The sequence below is a fragment of the Tardiphaga robiniae genome (assembly GCF_013359755.1).
Taxonomy (GTDB): Bacteria; Pseudomonadota; Alphaproteobacteria; order Rhizobiales; family Xanthobacteraceae; genus Tardiphaga; species Tardiphaga robiniae.
This window is the reverse complement of record NZ_JABMCJ010000090.1, coordinates 19,957-37,594: the sequence shown is the minus strand read 5'-3', so window position 1 is coordinate 37,594 and position 17,638 is coordinate 19,957. Positions and strand designations below refer to the sequence as shown.

The 17,638-nt window shown below is 62.2% G+C and carries 19 protein-coding genes; 6 read left to right on the top strand and 13 right to left on the bottom strand.

Annotated elements, in window-relative coordinates; all coding sequences use genetic code 11:
* Nucleotides 1–242: 242 nt before the first annotated feature.
* Nucleotides 243–1,265, bottom strand: a complete 1,023-nt coding sequence (locus HP556_RS19985) for a TRAP transporter substrate-binding protein (RefSeq protein WP_175368276.1) — start codon at nucleotides 1,263–1,265, stop codon at nucleotides 243–245.
* Nucleotides 1,266–1,485: 220 nt separating this feature from the next.
* Here HP556_RS19985 and pobA point away from each other — a divergent pair, with 220 nt between their 5' ends.
* Nucleotides 1,486–2,658, top strand: coding sequence for a 4-hydroxybenzoate 3-monooxygenase (gene pobA / locus HP556_RS19980; protein ID WP_175368275.1), 1,173 nt, complete (start codon nucleotides 1,486–1,488; stop codon nucleotides 2,656–2,658).
* Nucleotides 2,659–2,909: 251 nt separating this feature from the next.
* Nucleotides 2,910–3,329 carry a PaaI family thioesterase gene (locus tag HP556_RS19975; RefSeq protein ID WP_175368274.1) on the top strand — a complete coding sequence of 140 codons (420 nt, stop codon included), beginning with the start codon at nucleotides 2,910–2,912 and terminating at the stop codon, nucleotides 3,327–3,329.
* Between the two features lie 6 nt (nucleotides 3,330–3,335).
* On the opposite strand, the gene HP556_RS19970 is transcribed toward HP556_RS19975, so the two are convergent.
* Nucleotides 3,336–4,235 carry a LysR family transcriptional regulator gene (locus tag HP556_RS19970; RefSeq protein ID WP_175368273.1) on the bottom strand — a complete coding sequence of 300 codons (900 nt, stop codon included), beginning with the start codon at nucleotides 4,233–4,235 and terminating at the stop codon, nucleotides 3,336–3,338.
* Nucleotides 4,236–4,358: 123 nt separating this feature from the next.
* Between HP556_RS19970 and HP556_RS19965 the strand changes: the two genes are divergently transcribed.
* Entirely contained in the window at nucleotides 4,359–4,985 is a 627-nt protein-coding gene (locus tag HP556_RS19965; RefSeq protein WP_175368272.1) for a pyridoxamine 5'-phosphate oxidase family protein, read from the top strand.
* A 13-nt stretch (nucleotides 4,986–4,998) separates the two neighbouring features.
* Here HP556_RS19965 and HP556_RS19960 read toward each other — a convergent pair whose 3' ends face one another.
* The gene (locus HP556_RS19960; protein ID WP_175368271.1) at nucleotides 4,999–5,724 is read right to left on the bottom strand and encodes a glutathione S-transferase family protein; all 726 of its coding nucleotides are present in this window, start codon (nucleotides 5,722–5,724) and stop codon (nucleotides 4,999–5,001) included.
* A 58-nt stretch (nucleotides 5,725–5,782) separates the two neighbouring features.
* Nucleotides 5,783–5,986 carry a hypothetical protein gene (locus HP556_RS19955; protein ID WP_175368270.1) on the bottom strand — a complete coding sequence of 68 codons (204 nt, stop codon included), beginning with the start codon at nucleotides 5,984–5,986 and terminating at the stop codon, nucleotides 5,783–5,785.
* 104 nt (nucleotides 5,987–6,090) lie between these two features.
* Between HP556_RS19955 and HP556_RS19950 the strand changes: the two genes are divergently transcribed.
* On the top strand, nucleotides 6,091–6,789 hold the full coding sequence (locus HP556_RS19950; protein ID WP_175368269.1) for a helix-turn-helix transcriptional regulator: 699 nt from the start codon (nucleotides 6,091–6,093) through the stop codon (nucleotides 6,787–6,789).
* Between the two features lie 60 nt (nucleotides 6,790–6,849).
* Nucleotides 6,850–7,179, top strand: a complete 330-nt coding sequence (locus HP556_RS19945) for a YkgJ family cysteine cluster protein (RefSeq protein WP_175368268.1) — start codon at nucleotides 6,850–6,852, stop codon at nucleotides 7,177–7,179.
* Between the two features lie 11 nt (nucleotides 7,180–7,190).
* Here the strand turns inward: HP556_RS19945 and HP556_RS19940 are convergent, their stop codons facing one another.
* From HP556_RS19940 to HP556_RS19925, 4 genes are all read right to left on the bottom strand, one after another.
* Nucleotides 7,191–7,607 (bottom strand): hypothetical protein, encoded by a 417-nt coding sequence (locus HP556_RS19940; RefSeq protein WP_068735003.1) that lies wholly within the window; start codon nucleotides 7,605–7,607, stop codon nucleotides 7,191–7,193.
* Between the two features lie 156 nt (nucleotides 7,608–7,763).
* Nucleotides 7,764–8,168, bottom strand: a complete 405-nt coding sequence (locus tag HP556_RS19935) for a DUF3307 domain-containing protein (protein WP_068735395.1) — start codon at nucleotides 8,166–8,168, stop codon at nucleotides 7,764–7,766.
* 170 nt (nucleotides 8,169–8,338) lie between these two features.
* Nucleotides 8,339–9,184: a DUF6537 domain-containing protein gene (locus tag HP556_RS19930; RefSeq protein WP_175368267.1), complete on the bottom strand. Its 846-nt coding sequence runs from the start codon at nucleotides 9,182–9,184 to the stop codon at nucleotides 8,339–8,341.
* 15 nt (nucleotides 9,185–9,199) lie between these two features.
* Nucleotides 9,200–9,859 carry a Crp/Fnr family transcriptional regulator gene (locus HP556_RS19925; protein ID WP_089265467.1) on the bottom strand — a complete coding sequence of 220 codons (660 nt, stop codon included), beginning with the start codon at nucleotides 9,857–9,859 and terminating at the stop codon, nucleotides 9,200–9,202.
* 200 nt (nucleotides 9,860–10,059) lie between these two features.
* On the opposite strand from HP556_RS19925, the gene HP556_RS19920 reads away from it, so the two are divergent.
* Nucleotides 10,060–10,866, top strand: coding sequence for an enoyl-CoA hydratase/isomerase family protein (locus HP556_RS19920; RefSeq protein WP_175368266.1), 807 nt, complete (start codon nucleotides 10,060–10,062; stop codon nucleotides 10,864–10,866).
* Nucleotides 10,867–11,062: 196 nt separating this feature from the next.
* Here HP556_RS19920 and HP556_RS19915 read toward each other — a convergent pair whose 3' ends face one another.
* From HP556_RS19915 to HP556_RS19895, 5 genes are all read right to left on the bottom strand, one after another.
* The gene (locus HP556_RS19915) at nucleotides 11,063–11,740 is read right to left on the bottom strand and encodes a nitroreductase (protein WP_175368265.1); all 678 of its coding nucleotides are present in this window, start codon (nucleotides 11,738–11,740) and stop codon (nucleotides 11,063–11,065) included.
* Between the two features lie 192 nt (nucleotides 11,741–11,932).
* Nucleotides 11,933–13,174, bottom strand: a complete 1,242-nt coding sequence (locus HP556_RS19910) for an acyl-CoA dehydrogenase (protein WP_175368264.1) — start codon at nucleotides 13,172–13,174, stop codon at nucleotides 11,933–11,935.
* A 120-nt stretch (nucleotides 13,175–13,294) separates the two neighbouring features.
* On the bottom strand, nucleotides 13,295–14,539 hold the full coding sequence (locus tag HP556_RS19905) for an acyl-CoA dehydrogenase (RefSeq protein WP_175368263.1): 1,245 nt from the start codon (nucleotides 14,537–14,539) through the stop codon (nucleotides 13,295–13,297).
* A 12-nt stretch (nucleotides 14,540–14,551) separates the two neighbouring features.
* Nucleotides 14,552–15,679: an acyl-CoA dehydrogenase family protein gene (locus tag HP556_RS19900; protein WP_175368262.1), complete on the bottom strand. Its 1,128-nt coding sequence runs from the start codon at nucleotides 15,677–15,679 to the stop codon at nucleotides 14,552–14,554.
* A gap of 32 nt (nucleotides 15,680–15,711) precedes the next feature.
* Nucleotides 15,712–17,586, bottom strand: a complete 1,875-nt coding sequence (locus HP556_RS19895) for an AMP-binding protein (RefSeq protein WP_092145060.1) — start codon at nucleotides 17,584–17,586, stop codon at nucleotides 15,712–15,714.
* Nucleotides 17,587–17,638 lie beyond the last annotated feature (52 nt).

Genomic DNA, 17,638 nt, shown 5'->3' with positions numbered 1-17,638 from the left:
GCGGAATGCCGAGGGCGCTGGATTGGGAGATTTCGGACGTGGCGGTCATCGTCGATGTCACAATGCTCAAGAGGAGAAGCCAGCCTCCGCCCTCTCGATCGTCATGCCCGGGCAGCGCGAAGCGAACTTCACTAGATGACCCGGGCATTCATCTTCTGGGTGGCGAAGGAAAGTGGATGGCCGGGTCAAGCCCGGCCATGACGTGGTGAGAGGTCCGTGCGATCAACGGACTCGGCGGAAAGCTACAGCCCCGCGTCGTGCTTCTTCAGCATCGCCTTGAGGTCGGCGTCGATGGCATCGGCATCGCCGCCGGCCTTCTTCACGGCCGCAGCCCAGGCGGCGTTGAGCGGTTGAACGCCCTTCTTCCACTCGGCGAGCTGCTCGGGCGTCAGCTTGTAGACTTCGTGATCCAGCAGCGCCTTCATCTTGGTGCGGCCATTGGCTTCGAAGTCGACCCAGGGATCGGTGACCTTGGAGGCCCATTCCGGTGTGCAGTGATCGTCGATGATCTTCTTCTGCGCTGCGGACATGGAATTATACTTGGCGAGGTTGATGTTGTAGGTGAACACCGTCGAATAGAGCGGCACGTCGATGTGATACTTCACCACCTTGTCGATACCGAACAGGAAGATCGAGCCCCACGGGAACGCGATCTCGTCAGCAACGCCGCGCTCGATCGCATCGCGCGATTCCGGCGCCGAGGCCTGCACATTGGTTCCGCCGAACAGCTTGACCATTTCGCCGATGGTGCTCTGCGCCGGGCGGACCTTCACGCCGTTGAGGTCTGACGGCACTACGATCTTCTTCTTGCCGTGGATCGATCCGGGATCGTGGATGAAAGCGAAGCACAGCTTCGTGTCCTTCATCTCGGTCTTGGCGTATTTCTGATACCACTCGTTGAGCGCGAGGGTACCCTTCTTGCCGTCCGAGAACACGAAGGGCAGCTGGCCTGCGGCCACGATGGGGAAGCGGCCGGGCTGATAGCCGGGATTCACATAGGTGATATCGGCGATACCATCGCGCGCCATGTCGTAATGATCGAACGCCTTGCCGAGCTGTTCCGAAGGGAATACCGACATCTTGATGCTGCCGCCCGAGGCCTTCTCGATATCGGCGGCCCAGGCCTGCGTGGCCGGCACCAGCGGATGCGCCGGCGGCACCCACAGGGATACTTTCATATTGACGGTTTTGTCTTGCGCCTGGGCCGGGCTCATTGCCGTCGTCAGACAGCCAGCCGCCAGCAATGCAAAGATTGCCCTTTTCATCGACGTCTCTCCCTCTACGCCCGTTTGGACGTGTTCTCTCGAACCTGTTCTATCGAACTTGTTCACCGGACCTTGAATGGCCCTTTGCGAATATTGTTATATGTTATAATCATCCTTGCAAGCGGTGCGATTGCACGCGTTGCGGAGCCAGTGTCGCGACCCCGCTTGACTTGTCAACTCAGTCGGACGACAGAGCCTATATCAACCGCGGGAGCAAGCGTTGCGAACAAAAGTTGCCATCATTGGAGCTGGTCCGGCTGGAATGTTGCTAGGGCAACTATTGCATGCCTATGGGATCGATAACGTCATTCTGGAGCGCAAGGATCGCGACTATGTCCTCGCCCGCATCCGCGCCGGCGTGCTCGAACAGGGCACCGTTGGCCTGCTGGAAAAGCTGGGGATTACCGAGCGCCTGCATCACGAAGGCCTGATCCATGACGGGATCGAACTTCTGTTCGGCGGAATTCGCCACCGCCTCGACCTGAAGAAGGCGTCCCGCGGGAAGGTCGTTACCGTCTACGGCCAGACGGAGGTCACCCGCGACCTGATGGACGCCCGCGACAAGGCCGGGCTGACCACGGTCTATGATGCCGACAATGTCTCGCTGCATGATTTCGACGGCACAAGCCCCCGCGTCCGCTACGTCAAGGACGGCGTAAGCCACGAGATCGCCTGCGATTTCATTGCCGGCTGTGATGGGTTCCACGGCGTCTCGCGCCAGAGCGTTCCGGCCTCCGCCGTACAGACCTTCGAGCGCGTCTATCCGTTCGGCTGGCTCGGCCTGCTCTCGGATACGCCGCCAGTGTCGCATGAGCTGATCTACACCAATCACCAACGCGGCTTCGCGCTGTGCTCGATGCGCTCGATGACGCGCAGCCGATATTACGTCCAGTGCTCCCTCGACGAAAAAGTCGAGAACTGGACAGACGACATGTTCTGGGACGAGTTGCGCCGTCGCCTCGACACGGAGGCCGCCGAAAGCCTCATCACCGGCCCATCGCTGGAGAAGAGCATCGCGCCGCTGCGTAGTTTTGTCGCGGAACCGATGCGTTTTGGCAGGCTGTTCCTCGCCGGCGACGCCGCCCACATCGTGCCGCCGACCGGCGCCAAGGGGCTCAACCTCGCGGCCTCCGACGTCCATTACCTGTCGATGGCGCTGCGCGAATTCTACGATGAGAAATCCTCGAGCGGTCTCGACTTCTATTCGGCCATCGCGCTGAAGCGCGTGTGGAAAGCGGTGCGTTTCTCGTGGTGGATGACCTCGATGATGCATCGCTTCCCCGACAATGACGGTTTCGGCACCAAGCTGCAGCAGGCCGAGCTGGATTATGTCGTACATTCGGATGTCGCGACGGCGTCGCTGGCGGAAAATTATGTGGGACTGCCCTATTAGGCCTTCCCACTCACACTCTGCATGTCGTCACCCGGCTTGACCGGGTGTCCCAGTAAAGACCGGCAAGTGTGATGACCCGAACCGCCTGCGTTTACTGGATCACCGCTTTCGCGGGTGACGACAGACTGAGTTTGGCGTTATCGCTGTCACACCTGTTTTAAACATCCCGTCAGACCCGTTTCAAACTTTGTTGGTCTGTCCTTTGCTTGTGCTTTCGCTTCTATGGCGCAAACAATCCGGATCGATGCGCCATGACTGACACCGCTATTCCCGACGGCTTCGCGCCGCACTATCGCAAGAGCCCCCTCACCGCGCCGTGGGAGCCGATCTATTCGAAGGTGACCGACACCAATATCATCCTTGGTCTCCACATCGCCGAAGCGCACACCAATTCGCGCGGCATGGCACATGGTGGGCTGATCACGGCTCTGGCCGACAATGCGATGGGCCTGAGCTGCGGCCATGTACTGGGCGGCGGTGCGCGGCTGCTCACCGTGAATCTCTCTGCTGATTTTCTTGGCTCCGCGCAGATCGGGCAATGGCTGCAGATCGAGACCGAGGTCATCAAGACCGGCAAGCGTCTCTGCTTTGCGCAGGCACTAATCACGGCAGACGGCGAGCCGTGCGCCCGGGCCAATGGCACATTCAGCGTGGCACCGCCAAAGTCGTAGCGATGACTATCGCTTGCCGAAATCCCACTGGCAGGTATCGGCGGCGAGATCGATGAAGACGCGCACTTTCGCCGACAGCAAGCGCGAGGTCGGATAGACGATGTGGATCGGCACCGCCGGCGGCTCGAACTGCGTGAGCACACGTTTGAGGCGGCCGGCCACCAGCGCGTCTGCCGCCTGATAGGCCAGCACGCGGGTCAGGCCGCCACCATGCTCGGCATGCCAGATGGCAGCATCGGCGACATCGGTGGTGAAACGCGGCATATGCGTGATGCGAATGTCATCGCCATCCTGCACGAAGCGCCATTCCGGCGCTGATGCAATGACACCGAACTGGATCGTATCGTGCTTCGCGATATCGTCCGGCGTCTCCGGCTGGCCGCGCCGCACCAGATAATCCGGCGACGCAACGACGATGCGCGGCATGCTGCCGACGTGGCGCGCCACCAGACTCGAATCGGGGAGATGACCGATCCGGACGGCAACATCGATTCCGTCCTCGACCAGACTGACCATGCGATCGGTCAGCCGCAATTCACCCGAGACATCGGGATAGCGCTGCAGATAGGCCGAGATCAGCGGCGTCACATGCAGCCGCCCGAAGCCGACTGGCGCCGAGACGACCAGACGCCCGGTCGGCCTGGCGCGTTCGGCCTGCGCGGAGCCTTCGGCCTCCTCGATATCCGCGAGAATCTGGCGCGCTCGTTGCAGATAGCGCGCGCCGACATCGGTCAGCATCACCGAGCGCGTGGTCCGCTGCAGCAGGCGGGCGCCAAGGCGCTCCTCCAGCGCCGCCACCATGCGGGTGACCGCCGACGCGGAGAGTCCGAGCTTGCGGGCCGCAGGCGCAAACCCCTGCAGGTCCGCCACGGCGACGAAGACGGTCATGGCTTCGATGCGATCCATCGAACCATTTCATATCCAGCAATAATGAGGTGTCAATTCCGATGATTGTTCTTGTGCGAGGAAATAGCCAACTTGGGGCGGCGGGAACGCATCCCGTCCCAAGCTCCAATCAGGGAGTAAGTCATGTCAGACATCCACACCTATTCCAGCGACATTGCGTTCACGCCGACCGTCAAGGCGATCCAGACCCGCAAGGGGTCGCGTTCCGGCTATGCGCATGTCGAGGAAAACGGCGGCTGGCGCACCGAGATCGACGACAATCTCGCAGCGTTTCTCGCCGAGGCGAACAGCTTCTTTCTGGCTACCGCCAGCGCTGACGGTCAGCCTTATATGCAACATCGCGGCGGGCCGAAGGGCTTCGTGAAGATCCTCGACAAGCAGACGCTGGCCTTTGCGGACTATAGCGGCAATCGGCAATACATCACCCAGGGCAATCTCGCCGAGAATCCCAAGGCCAACATCTTCATCATGGATTATGCACATCGCCGACGCGTCAAGCTCTGGGGCACCGCGCGGGTGGTCGAGGACGATCCGGCGCTGCTGGCGTCGCTAATGCCGCAAGGTTATCGTGCCAAGCCGGAACAGGTGATCCTGTTCACGATCGCCGCGTGGGACACCAATTGCCCGCAACATATCCCGCAGAAGTTCGATGCCGCCGATGTTGCAGCAGTACTGGCAGCGCGCGATGCGCGAATTGCGGAGTTGGAAGCAGAACTGGCGACGCTGAAGGGGGCAGCGTCGCCGCATTGAAGGCGACACAGCCTCAGGCAGCGACGCTGCACTGCCAGACGTGTTCGGGATAATACTCTGCCATCATCCGATCCACGTAGGTGACGAGGTTGCCATAGCGGTGCAACTGACGCTGCAGGGGCGACGGAAACAACGGCGACAGGATCCCGGCCAGAACGCCGAATGCGGTCGCATCGACACCGGCCGGGCGGTTGCTCATCAAGTGAGACTTCCCGGCCAGCAGCACCGACAGAGCCATCAGCGAACGATCCGCGAGTTGCAGCGCCTCATCGGCAGGATGCCGGCCGAGGCCATTCGCCAGATGGTTCTGAATGACGGATTTGCGCGCGGATGCACGAATCTCGTCGCGCTGCGCTTCGGGAATGCCGTCGAAGAAATGCGACGGTCCCTTGGCGAAATTATCGGCATCGACCCAGCGCACGCCGACCAGCGACCAGTAGAGGTGATGCTCGATCATCCGCTCGATCGCCCAGGCCTGAGCGCGCTGGGCGAGATCGAGACCCCTATCGAAATCGACCTCATATTTGCGTTCGATATAGGCGCGGATAAAGGTGGAGTCGGCAATGCACTCAGCGCCGTCATCGATATAGGGCATCTGCCCCTTCGGCGAATCCTGCGGCCGTGCCGGTTGCTTCTCGTAGGGCAAGCCGGCCATCTTGAGCTGGACTTCCGTCTTGGTGACGAAAGGGCTGATTTCCGGCAGGCCAAAGCCTGCACCTACGCCGTGAAGGACGATCATGTGGTTTCTCCAAGTGATAGGGACAAGAAACTAGGCAGTTGCTGCTGCCACCGTGGTGTCAGCAGCCGTCACGCCGGATGACGCCGGCGACCCAAGCGCGCGCCTGGACCGCCGCGGTGGAGACCATGCGCCAGCCGAGCCCGATCAGGGCCCAGCGGAGGTCGCCCGACAGGGCGAGAATGGCGCGTTCCAGCAGCCATGCCCGGATGCGCCAGAGCCGGTCATCATGCGAAAATGCCTCGAGGCTATCGAAAGCGGTCATTGCAGAATCCTTCGTTCGTTTGAACCTGGGTCCTGTATGACTGCCCCCTGCTGCCAACATGCTGTCAGCATCGACAGCGGACCAACACGGACAGAGAGACGACGATGAGACGCGCAGACCGCCTGTTTCAGATCATCCAGGTACTCCGGCGCACGCGGAAGCCGTTGACGGCGGATGCCATTGCCGCCGAACTGGAAACGTCCAAGCGCACGATCTATCGCGACATCGCGACGCTGATGGCACAGCGCGTCCCGATCCGCGGCGAAGCCGGCATGGGGTATATCCTCGAACGCGGCTTCGACATGCCGCCGCTGATGCTGACACCCGACGAGATCGAAGCCGCAGTGCTCGGCGCGCAATGGGTGATGGGGCACGCCGATCCGGCATTGGCCAAGGCCGCACAGGATCTCATTGCGAAGATCGCGGACACCGTGCCCGAGCGCTTGCGCCCCTTCGTGCTGGAACCCGCGAGCCGCGCGCGGCCGCATTTCCGCGGCACCGCCGACAGCATGGATATGGTGCAGATGCGCGCGCATATTCATGCGGGCAAGAAGGTCCGGCTGCTTTACCGGGACGAAGCCGGTCGCGACAGCGAGCGCATCGTCTGGCCGATCGCGGTGGGTTATCTGGAAGCGGTGCGGCTGCTGGCGGCGTGGTGCGAGCTCCGCCAGGATTTCCGCAGTTTTCGAACCGATCGCGCAATCGAGGCCCATTTCCTCGATGAGAAGTATCCGGAGCGGCGTGAGACGCTGCGCAGCAAATGGCGCAAGACGCTGAGCTGGGAGCGGCCACAGGATACCTGAAACAGCCGAGCCTGCATCTGCACGGCTGGCGAAACCGGTCCGATCGGGATAAACCGCGGCATGACAAGCGATGCCACCACGATCAGCGACGCCAGCCCATGCCAGGCCTGTGGTGCGTGCTGTTCGTATTCCAGCAACTGGCCGCGCTTCACCATCGAGGACGATGCCGATCTCGATCTGATCCCGGCCAAATATGTCAACGACCGTGAATCGGGAATGCGCTGCGACGGAGACCGCTGCAGCGCATTGACCGGAAAGGTTGGAGAGGCAACAGCCTGCGGGATTTATGCTGTGAGGCCGGACGTGTGCCGAACCTGCATGCCTGGCGATCCCGAATGCGCCATGGCGCGGCGCCGGCACGGGCTGCCAATTCTGGCAGCTGCAGAGTAGTTGATGTCAGCTTACGCCGTGACGGCGTGAGCGAATTCCTTGTCATCCAGCTCGTCGTCGAGATCATCATCCATCGGCGCCAGCGTCGAGAGCGGCTTGGTCGACAGCGTGATGGCCTTACGGTTGTGATAGGCCGACACCGAAGGACGCGCCACGGCGGTGTCGTGTGACAGCGCGTAGAGCGTGGAACCAACGCGGCCACCGAATTCGATCAGCTCACGCTCGCTGCAGCTCGATGCGATCGAGATTGCCAAAGCGTGAAGATGACTGCGGCGATAGCAGAACAGAGCCAGCATCGCGCGGACGTCGGATGAAACGCTGGCCACGAGATGGGGCAGGCCATTTTCATTTGCACGATACATTGCACCGAGCAGATCTTCCTCGACGGGGCAAAAATCGTTCTCAAAAGCTTGACGGCTGGACCGCATGGGGTTTCTCCTCGTTAATGAGGATGCGGTTGAATTTCCTAACGCAGGGTTAACCAACAGCCTTAATGGCCGCGTGCGACTCTTGAGTAACAGTTTGAAATGTGGCAGCCGTGCCCTGCTACCGCCACATTGGAACTCGATGCGTTCAAACGCGCATCAGCTGTTGGCGACGATGAAGATGGCCAGGAAGAAGTCGGTCAGGTGATGCAGCGCCTGATCGATGCCGATCAGCCACCAGAACCAGCGATGGCCCTGCGTCACACCGAAATGCGAGACACAGATGCCCTTGAGCCGATCGATGGTGATGTGGATCGCAAAGTCGACCAGTCCCAGGAACCAGAGCTTGGGTTGTACGACGGCAATGAACAGCGTCGTCAGCACGCCATGGATCGCGCAATGCGCCAGCAGCGGCAGCGCCCATCCGGTCCGTTGATCCTTGCCTATCGCCATCCAGGCGTTTTGCAGCAGGAAATCAGCGATCACATGCTTGACGGTGAGGACGAGCATCCACCCGACGAGCCCGCCCAGAGCAATCGACGACGACATTGCAGGAAACAACAAGCTGACGTCCCTCTCACCGGTCACGACAGGCTGGCCCGCTTAGCCGGCCCGATCACTCGCCCTATTTATGACACTCCGAAACCGGGAATGCACGCCGCGGAACCGAAAACCCACCGCTTCCTGCAGAGCCAGCCTGGTCGGGAAAACACTGCGCACGTTCCACTTTCTCGCTAGTTCAGGACGGCATGCGCCCGGAGCTCGCCGATCACCTTGCGTAATTGGTCACCCTTCGGGTCGCGCGGCACCGCACGGGCACGCGTGATCGCGTCCGCCAGATCGGTGATAACCAGCGTCCCATCGAAAACCGGCTTGGCCAGCCCATCGATGATCTGATGCCAGGCGGCCATGCCCTGCCGATAGCCCGTGCCGTAACCTTCGATCATGGTTGCCGTCTGCACGATGGCCATTGCCGCGTCCGGCTGCCTGGTCAGTGCCCGATCAATCATGTGCAGCCAGCGTTCGACCCAGACGCGCTCGGTTTCATAACGCGTCGACAACAGGCGCCAACGTCGCAGCCAGGATTCGAACTCAAGGCGCTTGATGCCCCAGATGCTCGCCTTGCTGAAACGGATCGGCACCGTGCGATGCGCACAATAGATGCGCTCGAGCGCCCACATCAGGGGATCGCCGACGATCTCCGGCAATGCCGACACCAACTCGTCGAGGCGAAAACGCCGCCTGTCGACGACGGGCGGCCGGCCGGGCATCACGGGCTCCTGCAGCTTGAGCTGCGCGATGCGGATCGGATCGTGATAGCTCATGCGCATCGTGAGCAGCCGCGCAATCTCGCTAAACAGTTCGTCGCTGACGTTGCGCCGTCCGACAAAGCGACGCAGCCGGTCGCTGTAGAGCTGCGCGTAGACTGCGCTCTGATAGTTAATCAACAGGGCCACGCCATCTTCCGCCACAGGACGCACCGCAGCCGGCAGCCCCACCGGCAAAACCGGCGCTGCAGGTTCGCTCCTGTTCGCCAGCTCGGCGAGCGTGGAGCGGATGACGTTGATGAAACCTGCCACGGGACGTCCTGATGCTTATGCGTGCTGCGGCGCCATGGGCAATGCGGGCGCGTCCTGCTTCATCAGACGCGCTTCCAGCTTGTCGATATTCTCGAACAATCGCGCGCTGGCGAGACGCAGGAAGAAGAAACCGAATTCCGGATTCTGCACGTAGAGCTCTTCGACCTGGCTGTAGCTGACGCTGAGCACCATGCCGGGCTCGATACATTCCAGCGTCTGGGTGCGTTCGTTCAAGGGCGACAGCATGCCGAGTTCACCGACAATGGCGCCGACCGGCAATTCGATCCCGGATTCGACCAGACGATAACGGCCACTGACGATGTAGAACATGTCTTCGGCCTTCTCGTCCTTGTAAAACAACACCTCACCGGCCTTACAGGGACGCTTGGTCATGAACGGCTTCAGCCATTCCATCGACAGGTCGGAGTTCACCGACTTTTTCACATCCTGGACCAATTGCAGCATCTGGCGCAGGCGGTAGATGTTGAGCGGCAGCAGTACCGCATGCAATGCCATGGTCGGATAGTTGTGGGTTGGGATCGAGATCGCGATTAGCAGGACATTGGCCATGATGCCAAACACCCGCAGCGGAATCATCGTCCGCATCGTGGCGGTCGCGACCACGAAGATCGTGGCGGCGGCGCTGCCAAAGTGATGGAGATAGGACATATCCATGGGAGCAAACCGGGTTTCCAGGAACGGCCGCACCGTCCTCCGCGACTATGAAGCGCGAATGACCGGGCCTTTGCAGCCGCAATATAGCCCATCTGGTTAAAATAGCCCGTGTTGCAACCCGCAAAAATCACGGAGTCGTGCGCAGATTGACGCGATCCGCCGGTGCGGGCACCGTCGCTCGCATCCCAAAGGAGAACAACATGTCGGAAACGACGGAAACCGCATCTGACCAGTCCTCGCCCCCCATTCTGACCATCGACGGCCCCCGCGCCACCATCCGCCTGAACCGCCCCCAAAAGCTGAACCGGCTGTCCCAGCTCGACCTGGACACCTTGGTACAGCTGTTCGATCGCGTAGAGGCCAATCGCGCCGTCCGGGTGCTGGTGCTCACCGGCACCGGCCGCGCTTTCAGCGCCGGCTTCGATCTCAATGCGATCTCCGAACGGGCTGCCAGCGCGCCCAAGCCCGTGGCCGAAGGTTCGTCCGGATCGGCCTTTGAGGCCGTGGCAAACCGGCTGGAGGACCTGGCGCTCCCGACGATCTGCCGGCTCAATGGCGGCGTCTATGGCGGCTCCACCGACATGGCACTGGCCTGCGACTTCCGCATCGGCGTCGACACCTGCGAGATGTTCATGCCGGCCGCCCGGCTCGGGCTGCATTATTACAAGGGCGGCATCAAACGCTACGTGAGCCGGCTCGGGGTCGACAACGCCAAGCGATTGTTTCTCACCGCGCAGAAGCTGGAAGCCAGCGAACTGCTGCGGATCGGCTACCTCACCGCCATGGTGCCGACCGAGGCGCTGGACGAGGAAGTCGACAAGCTCGCCATGATTCTGGCCGGCAACGCCCCGATCGCCATGCGCGGCATGAAGCAGGCGATCAACGAATTCGCCCGCGGTGAACTGGACGAGGCTGCCGCCGATCAGCGCGCGCGGGACAGCATGCGGGGCGATGAGATCAAGGAAGGCACGAAGGCGTTCGCGGAGAAACGGGCACCGCGGTTTTAAACGTTAAGCCCGTGGCACTTTTCTTCCCCTCTCCCCTTGCGGGAGAGGGTGCCTGAGCGAAGCGACGGCGGGAGAGGGGTAGCCAAGCTCGGAGCTCGTGGCAGCCCCTCTCCCGTCTCGACCGCTTCGCGTTCGATCCACCCTCTCCCACGGCGCGCAGCTTCGCTGCGCTGGGGGAGAGGGGAAGTGAGCAGAGTCACTCCACAAACGTCGCCACATCGCCTAACTGCGCGCGGTTGGTTCGGTAGCTGTTGACCTTGTGCTCGCGGTCCGGATAGCCGAACGAAATGCCGCAAACGACGCGGCGGTCGTCGCTCATGCCGAAATGCTGGCGCACCACGGCCGAGTGAAACGCCAGCGCCGCCTGCGGCACGGTCGCGAGGCCGAGCGCCTGCGCAGCCAGCATGAAATTGTTTACATAGCCGCCGCAGTCCACTGCGCCATAGACGCCGAGCGCCTCGTCCGACGTGATGATCGCCACATGCGGCGCGCCGAAGAAATTGAAGTTCTGCAGCGCCTGCTCGGCATAGGCCGTCTTGTCGCCACGCGCGATGCCCAGCGTATTGTAGAGCTGGAAGCCGCTTTCGCGACGGCGGTCCAGATAGACCCCGCGATATTCGCGCGGAAAGGGGAAGTCGCCCGAATTCGGCGTACCCGCGGCCGCGACGGGATAGAGCACGTCGCGAAACTTCTTGGTGGCTTCACCCGACGTGATCGTGACCTGCCACGGCTGGCTGTTGCACCACGACGCGGTCTTTTGCGCGGCATTGAGAATGCGGTCGATGATGGCGCGCGGCACCTGCTCGGTCTTGTAGGCACGGCAGGAGTAACGTGACGCCAGAAGGGTTTCGAGCGTGTCGATGGAGTCGGTCATGGGAGCCTCTGTCGTCGCGACTTCTTCCTTCTCCCCTTGTGGGAGAAGGTGGCACGGCCGAAGGCCGTGACGGATGAGGGGTACGGCTGGGCTCGGAGCTTGTGGCACCCCTCACCCGTCCGCGCTTCGCGCGGCCACCCTCTCCCACCTAGCGAAGCTTCGCTTCGCACGGGGGAGAGGGGAAGAAAGAGCTTACCGTCCCTTGGTCGGGACCTTGTTGAACGGCACGTCCTTGTCAACGCGGATGTCGCCCGGCAGGCCGAGCACGCGCTCGGCGATGATGTTGCGCAGGATCTCGTCGGTGCCGCCGGCGATACGCATGGACGGCGAGCCCAGAATGGTCGCCTGGAATTCGCCGGCTGCTTCCGCATCGGCGCCGACCAGCGCGCCGGAAGCGCCCTGCAGATCGGCGGCGAACATCGCGATGTCCTGCATCATCATGCCGGAGACCAGCTTGCCGATGGAGTTCTCCGGACCCGGACGCTCGCCCTTCGACAGCGCCGAAATCGAGCGATAGCTGGTGTATTTCAGGCCGGAATTCTTCACCGCCCAGCTTGCAAGCTTGGAGCGCACATTGGGATCGTCGATGGCGAGACCGTCTTCCAGCATCAGGTTGCTGCAGAACTCGAACAGCTCCGGGAAACCCGTGGCGACGCGGGAGCCGATCGACATACGCTCATTCATCAGCGTGGTCAGCGACACGTTCCAGCCGTCACCGACGGCGCCGAGCCGCTGGCTATCCGGGATCCTTACATTGGTGAAGAACACCTCGTTGAATTCCTGCATGCCATTGGCCTGCTTGATCGGCTTTACCTCGACGCCCTCACTCTTCATGTCGAGGAAGAACATGGTCAGACCCTTGTGCTTGGGCACATTCGGGTCAGTGCGGGTGATCAGGATGCCATAATCAGAGTAATGCGCGCCGGAGGTCCAGATCTTCTGGCCGTTGACGATCCAGTCGTCACCATCCTTCTCCGCGCGGGTACGAAGGCCAGCGACGTCGGAACCACCGGCGGGTTCAGAGAACAGCTGACACCAGACCTTCTCGCCGGAGGCCAGCGGCGGCAGATATTTGCGCTTCTGGTCTTCGGAGGCATAGGCCATCACGGTGGGGCCGCACATGCCCTGCCCAATGGCGAAGGGCCGCGCGAGCTTGTCATAGACGCCCTCTTCCTGCTGCCAGATCACGCGCTCGATCGGCGTCGAGCCGCGACCGCCATATTCCTTCGGCCAATGCAGACAGGCCCAGCCGGCATCTGCCTTCTTCTTCTGCCAGGCCTTGGCGACATCGAGCATCGCGTCGCGCTTCTCAGAGGCGCGCTTGGCCGACGGCTTGGTCAGCTCGGCTTCCAGTTCTTTCGGCGCGTTGGCATCGATCCACTTGCGCGCGATAGCGCGGAATTCGGCTTCCTGCGGCGTGTCATCGAAGTTCATGGCAGTAGTCCTTAATGAGAAAAGAAAGCGTAGGATGGGTAGAGCCCTTGCGAAACCCATCGATGGGCTTGCGCGGACATTGATGGGTTTCGCTGCGTTCTACCCATCCTACAGGCTGACTTATCGTCCCTTGGTCGGGATCTTGTTGAATGGCACGTCCTTGTCGACGCGGATGTCGCCCGGCAGGCCGAGCACACGTTCCGCGATGATGTTGCGCAGAATCTCGTCAGTGCCGCCTTCGACGCGCGTGGCGGGCGAGCGCAGCAGCATCGCCTGGAACTTGCCGGCGACCTCCGCGTCCTCCGGCCCGTTCAGCACGCCGGCCGCGCCCTGCAGATCGAGCGCATAGGTCGCGACATCCTGCAGCATGGCGCCGGCAACGAGCTTACCGATGGAGTTTTCCGGACCCGGACGTTCACCGCGCGACAGCGCCGAGATCGAACGGAATGCCGTATAACGCAGGCCCGAGGCACGCACCGCCCAGTTGGCAAGCTTGGAGCGCACGGCGGGGTCGTCGATGGCCGGACCGTCATCCAGCATCAGGCTGCTGCAGAACTCGAACAATTCCGGGAAGCCGGTGGCGACATTGGCGCCGATCGCCATACGCTCGTTCATCAGCGTGGTGAGCGAGACGTTCCAGCCGTCACCCACAGCGCCGAGCCGCTGCGCATCGGGAATCCGCACGTCGGTGAAATACACCTCGTTGAACTCGGCCTGACCGTTGGCCTGCTTGATCGGCTTCACCTCCACGCCCGGGCTCTTCATGTCCAGGAAGAACATGGTGAGGCCCTTGTGCTTCGGCACGGTGGGATCGGTACGGGTGATCAGGATGCCGTAATCCGAGTAGTGCGCGCCGGAGGTCCAGATCTTCTGGCCGTTGATGACCCAGTCATCGCCGTCCTTTTCCGCGCGGGTGCGGAGACCCGCGACGTCGGATCCGCCGGCGGGTTCGGAGAACAACTGGCACCAGATCTTCTCGCCGGACGCCAGCGGCGGCAGATACTGCCGCTTATGCTCCTCGGCGGCATAGGCCATCATGGTCGGGCCGCACATGCCGTGACCGATAATGAAGAGCGCCCCGAGCTTGCCGAACACGCCCTCTTCCTGCTGCCAGATCACCCGCTCGATGGGCGATGCGCCGCGGCCGCCATACTCCTTCGGCCAGTGCGGTACGGCCCAGCCGGCATCGGCCTTCTTCTTCTGCCAGGCTTTCGCGACTTCCAGAATATTCGCACTCTTGAGCTGAATGCGGCCGAGCGCGGCCTTTTTCAGCTCGTCTTCATATTGCTTCGGCGCATTGGCCGCGATCCAGGCTTTCGCCTCGGCGCGAAACGCGGCCTCCTGCGGGGTGTCATCGAAATTCATCTCGATTGATCCTTACGCCGCATTCTTCTGGCGCATGCGCTCGATCAACTGGTCTTCCCAATAAGACAGTGAGCCGAGCCCGACCGCCACCGCGTTGGAGCGGCGATAGTAGAGGTGGCAGTCGAACTCCCAGGTGAAGCCCATGCCGCCATGAACCTGGATGTTGTTCTTGGAGCAGTGCTGGAACGCCTGCGTCGCACTGATGCGTGCTGCAGCGGCGGCTTCCGGCAGTTCGGACGCGTTGGTCGAAAGCGCCCATGCGCCGTAATAGCAATTCGAGCGCGCCAGCGTCGCCGAGACATACATGTCGGCGAGCATGTGCTTGACCGCTTGGAACGAACCGATCTGGCGGCCGAAGGCAATGCGGTCGAGCGCGTAGTCGCGGCCCATTTCCAGCGCGCGGTCGGAACCGCCGACCTGTTCGAAGCTGATCAACACCGCGGCGCGGTCGAGCACCTGCGAGAGGATGCTCCAGCCTTCATTCGCAGCGCCGAGCAGCTCAGCCTTGACATTCTTGAACGAGATCTCGGCCTGATTGCGCGAGGGATCGATGGATGTCAGTGCCTTGGCCTCGACGCCCTCGCTGGTGAGATCGACAAGATACAGCGCGATGTCGGTATCGCGGCCAGTCGAACCGGTGCGCGCGGCGACGATCGCGAAGTCAGCGATGGCGCCATCGGCCACCGGCTTCTTGGTGCCGTTGAGCACGCCGTTAGCCGCGGTGAGCTTGATCGCCTTTGGCGACGGATTACCGGAACCTTCGAACAGCGCCAGCGTGCCGACGGCATTGCCCTGTGCAATCGCCGGCAGCCACTTCTGCTTTTGCGCATCGGAACCGGCGAGCAGCAGCGCTTCTGCGGCGAGGTAGACCGTCGAGGAGAACGGCACCGGGGCGAGTGCACGGCCCATTTCCTCGGCGATCACGCAGAGTTCGAGATGACCGGCACCCGAGCCGCCAAAGGCTTCCGGGATGGCAACGCCGAGGAAGCCCATATCCGCAAGGCCCTTCCAGAGCTCGCGATCATAGGGCGCCTTGCCGTCGATCACGGCGCGCACAGCCTTCGGCGGGCACTTCTCGGTGAGAAAACGCCGGGCCTCGTCGCGGAGCTGCTTCTGGTCGTCGGAGAAATCGAAGTTCATGGCGGTGTACTCTGTTCTGATCGATGGAAAGTCTAGTTGAGGATGATGACGTCTTCGCCGGGGTGCTCGGCGTAAAGCTGGGCGACCAGTGCCGCGCGGCGTTCGAGGCCGGCGCGTTGGTTGATGTAGCCCTTGTCGGTGAGTTCGTTGCCGTCGATGGACGCCGGCTCGACCATGAACATCGCGCGCGCAATGCGCCTGCTGCTGGCGCCTTCGCACGACGCATTATGTGCCTGCAGCCCCTTCTTCAGACAGGCAAGAACCGCAGGATGTTTCACCACATCGGCAAATGTCGCCTCGGGCTCGCCGATCATGATGCGGCAGGCCGGCAGGTTGGGCCAGGCGAGCACGCCGATATAGGGGCGATCCTGTCCCGTGATCAGCGCGTCCTGCACCACCGGCGTCGCAGCAGCGATCACATCGGTGCGCAACGAGCCGACATGCACGAAGGTGCCGGTCGTCAGCTTGAAGTCCTCCACCACGCGGCCGGAGAAGATCAGGCCCTGCACGGGGTCATTGTCGTCGACGAAAATGCCAGCGTCGCCGATCTTGTAGAAGCCTTCCTCGTCGAAGGCCGCTTTGGTGAGGTCCGGCTGGCGATAGTAGCCCGGCATCACGTTGACGCCGCGCAAGCGCAATTCGTATTTCGAATCCACCGGCACCATCTTGAGTTCGACGCCGGGGAACGGCAGGCCGATCAGGCCGACGCGCTCGGTGTCCCAATAGGTGCCGGTCGAGGTCGGCGAGGTCTCGGTGCAGCCCCAACCGGTATAGAACACGATGCGCTCGCCGGTGGCGCGCACGGCCAGCGCCTGCATACGATCATAGAGATCGTCAGGGAGACGCGCGCCGCCATAGGCCATCAGATTCAGGTTCTTGAAGAACGAGCGCGCCAGCGCATCGTCTTTCTCCATCGCGCTGGCGATGGCAGCATAGCCGGCGGGAACATTGGCGTAATAGGTCGGCGAGATTTCGCGCAGATTGCGCAATGTCTCGTCGATCATGCCCGGCATTGGACGGCCATCGTCGATATAGAGCGTGCCGCCATCGATCAGCAGCGGGTTGAACAAAGCGTTGCCGCCCATGGTGTGATTCCACGGCATCCAGTCGAGATAGACCGGCGGCTGCGCGTTCGGATCGCGCGGGCGCGTCTGCATCATCATCGCGGCATTCGCCGTCATCATCCGCTGCGTGTTGATGACCGCCTTGGGCATGCCGGTGGAGCCCGAGGTGAACAGCAGCTTGCCGACCGTATCGGGCATGATCTGGGCGAGCGATGCGTCGACCGTGGGCGTAACCATGGTCGCGACCATGTCGGCATAGGCGGTGCTGGCGATCCCCGTCGGCGGGCGCGCCACATGGATGATCTTGATGTCGGTGAGATCGAGCGCATCCAGCGCCTTCTGGAAGGTCGGCCCGTCCTGCACCATGACCGCGACAGGCTTGATCAGGTCGAACAGATATTTGAGCTTGGCGTGATCCTGGCTCATCAGCGAATAGGCCGGCGACACCGGCGCTGCCGGATGCCGCGCCTGCATCGCCGCCATGGTCATTAGTGCATGCTCGATGGAATTGCCCGAAAGGATCGCAACCGGTCCATCGGCCGCGAGCTTCATGTCGAGTAGCGCCTGGGTCAGCGCATCGGCGGTCCGCTTCGCCTCGCCATAGCTGAGCCGACGCCATTGCCGGTCATCGCCGGCGCGCTGGGCCAGCCAGGTGTGATCGGGACGCTCCTTGGCCCACTTCGCCAGAGACGCCGGCAGATGCGTCTCATAGGGCATCAACGGTATCAGCGACTTCATGACGATGACGCCGTCCGGCCGGCGCTCGACATCGATGTCGCGCTCCATCCAGTGGATCTTGCGGAAGGCGGGCTTTGTCAGCACCGCGGCAGCCTGGGCGTTCATGTAGTTTCTCCCAAAACCGTTCTTGTCGAACCATGGTCTCGTTTGTCGGACC

Excerpts from the sequence above, each read along its gene's own strand:
- HP556_RS19895 (WP_092145060.1), bottom strand. The coding sequence starts at position 17,586 with ATGAACGCCCAGGCTGCCGCGGTGCTGACAAAGCCCGCCTTCCGCAAG.
- HP556_RS19910 (WP_175368264.1), bottom strand. The coding sequence starts at position 13,174 with ATGAACTTCGATGACACGCCGCAGGAAGCCGAATTCCGCGCTATCGCG.
- HP556_RS19915 (WP_175368265.1), bottom strand. The coding sequence starts at position 11,740 with ATGACCGACTCCATCGACACGCTCGAAACCCTTCTGGCGTCACGTTAC.
- HP556_RS19960 (WP_175368271.1), bottom strand. The coding sequence starts at position 5,724 with ATGATCGTCCTTCACGGCGTAGGTGCAGGCTTTGGCCTGCCGGAAATC.
- HP556_RS19900 (WP_175368262.1), bottom strand. The coding sequence starts at position 15,679 with ATGAACTTCGATTTCTCCGACGACCAGAAGCAGCTCCGCGACGAGGCC.
- HP556_RS19920 (WP_175368266.1), top strand. The coding sequence starts at position 10,060 with ATGTCGGAAACGACGGAAACCGCATCTGACCAGTCCTCGCCCCCCATT.
- HP556_RS19945 (WP_175368268.1), top strand. The coding sequence starts at position 6,850 with ATGACAAGCGATGCCACCACGATCAGCGACGCCAGCCCATGCCAGGCC.
- HP556_RS19950 (WP_175368269.1), top strand. The coding sequence starts at position 6,091 with ATGAGACGCGCAGACCGCCTGTTTCAGATCATCCAGGTACTCCGGCGC.
- HP556_RS19940 (WP_068735003.1), bottom strand. The coding sequence starts at position 7,607 with ATGCGGTCCAGCCGTCAAGCTTTTGAGAACGATTTTTGCCCCGTCGAG.
- HP556_RS19975 (WP_175368274.1), top strand. The coding sequence starts at position 2,910 with ATGACTGACACCGCTATTCCCGACGGCTTCGCGCCGCACTATCGCAAG.
- HP556_RS19905 (WP_175368263.1), bottom strand. The coding sequence starts at position 14,539 with ATGAATTTCGATGACACCCCGCAGGAGGCCGCGTTTCGCGCCGAGGCG.
- HP556_RS19955 (WP_175368270.1), bottom strand. The coding sequence starts at position 5,986 with ATGACCGCTTTCGATAGCCTCGAGGCATTTTCGCATGATGACCGGCTC.
- HP556_RS19965 (WP_175368272.1), top strand. The coding sequence starts at position 4,359 with ATGTCAGACATCCACACCTATTCCAGCGACATTGCGTTCACGCCGACC.
- HP556_RS19970 (WP_175368273.1), bottom strand. The coding sequence starts at position 4,235 with ATGGATCGCATCGAAGCCATGACCGTCTTCGTCGCCGTGGCGGACCTG.
- HP556_RS19985 (WP_175368276.1), bottom strand. The coding sequence starts at position 1,265 with ATGAAAAGGGCAATCTTTGCATTGCTGGCGGCTGGCTGTCTGACGACG.
- HP556_RS19925 (WP_089265467.1), bottom strand. The coding sequence starts at position 9,859 with ATGGATATGTCCTATCTCCATCACTTTGGCAGCGCCGCCGCCACGATC.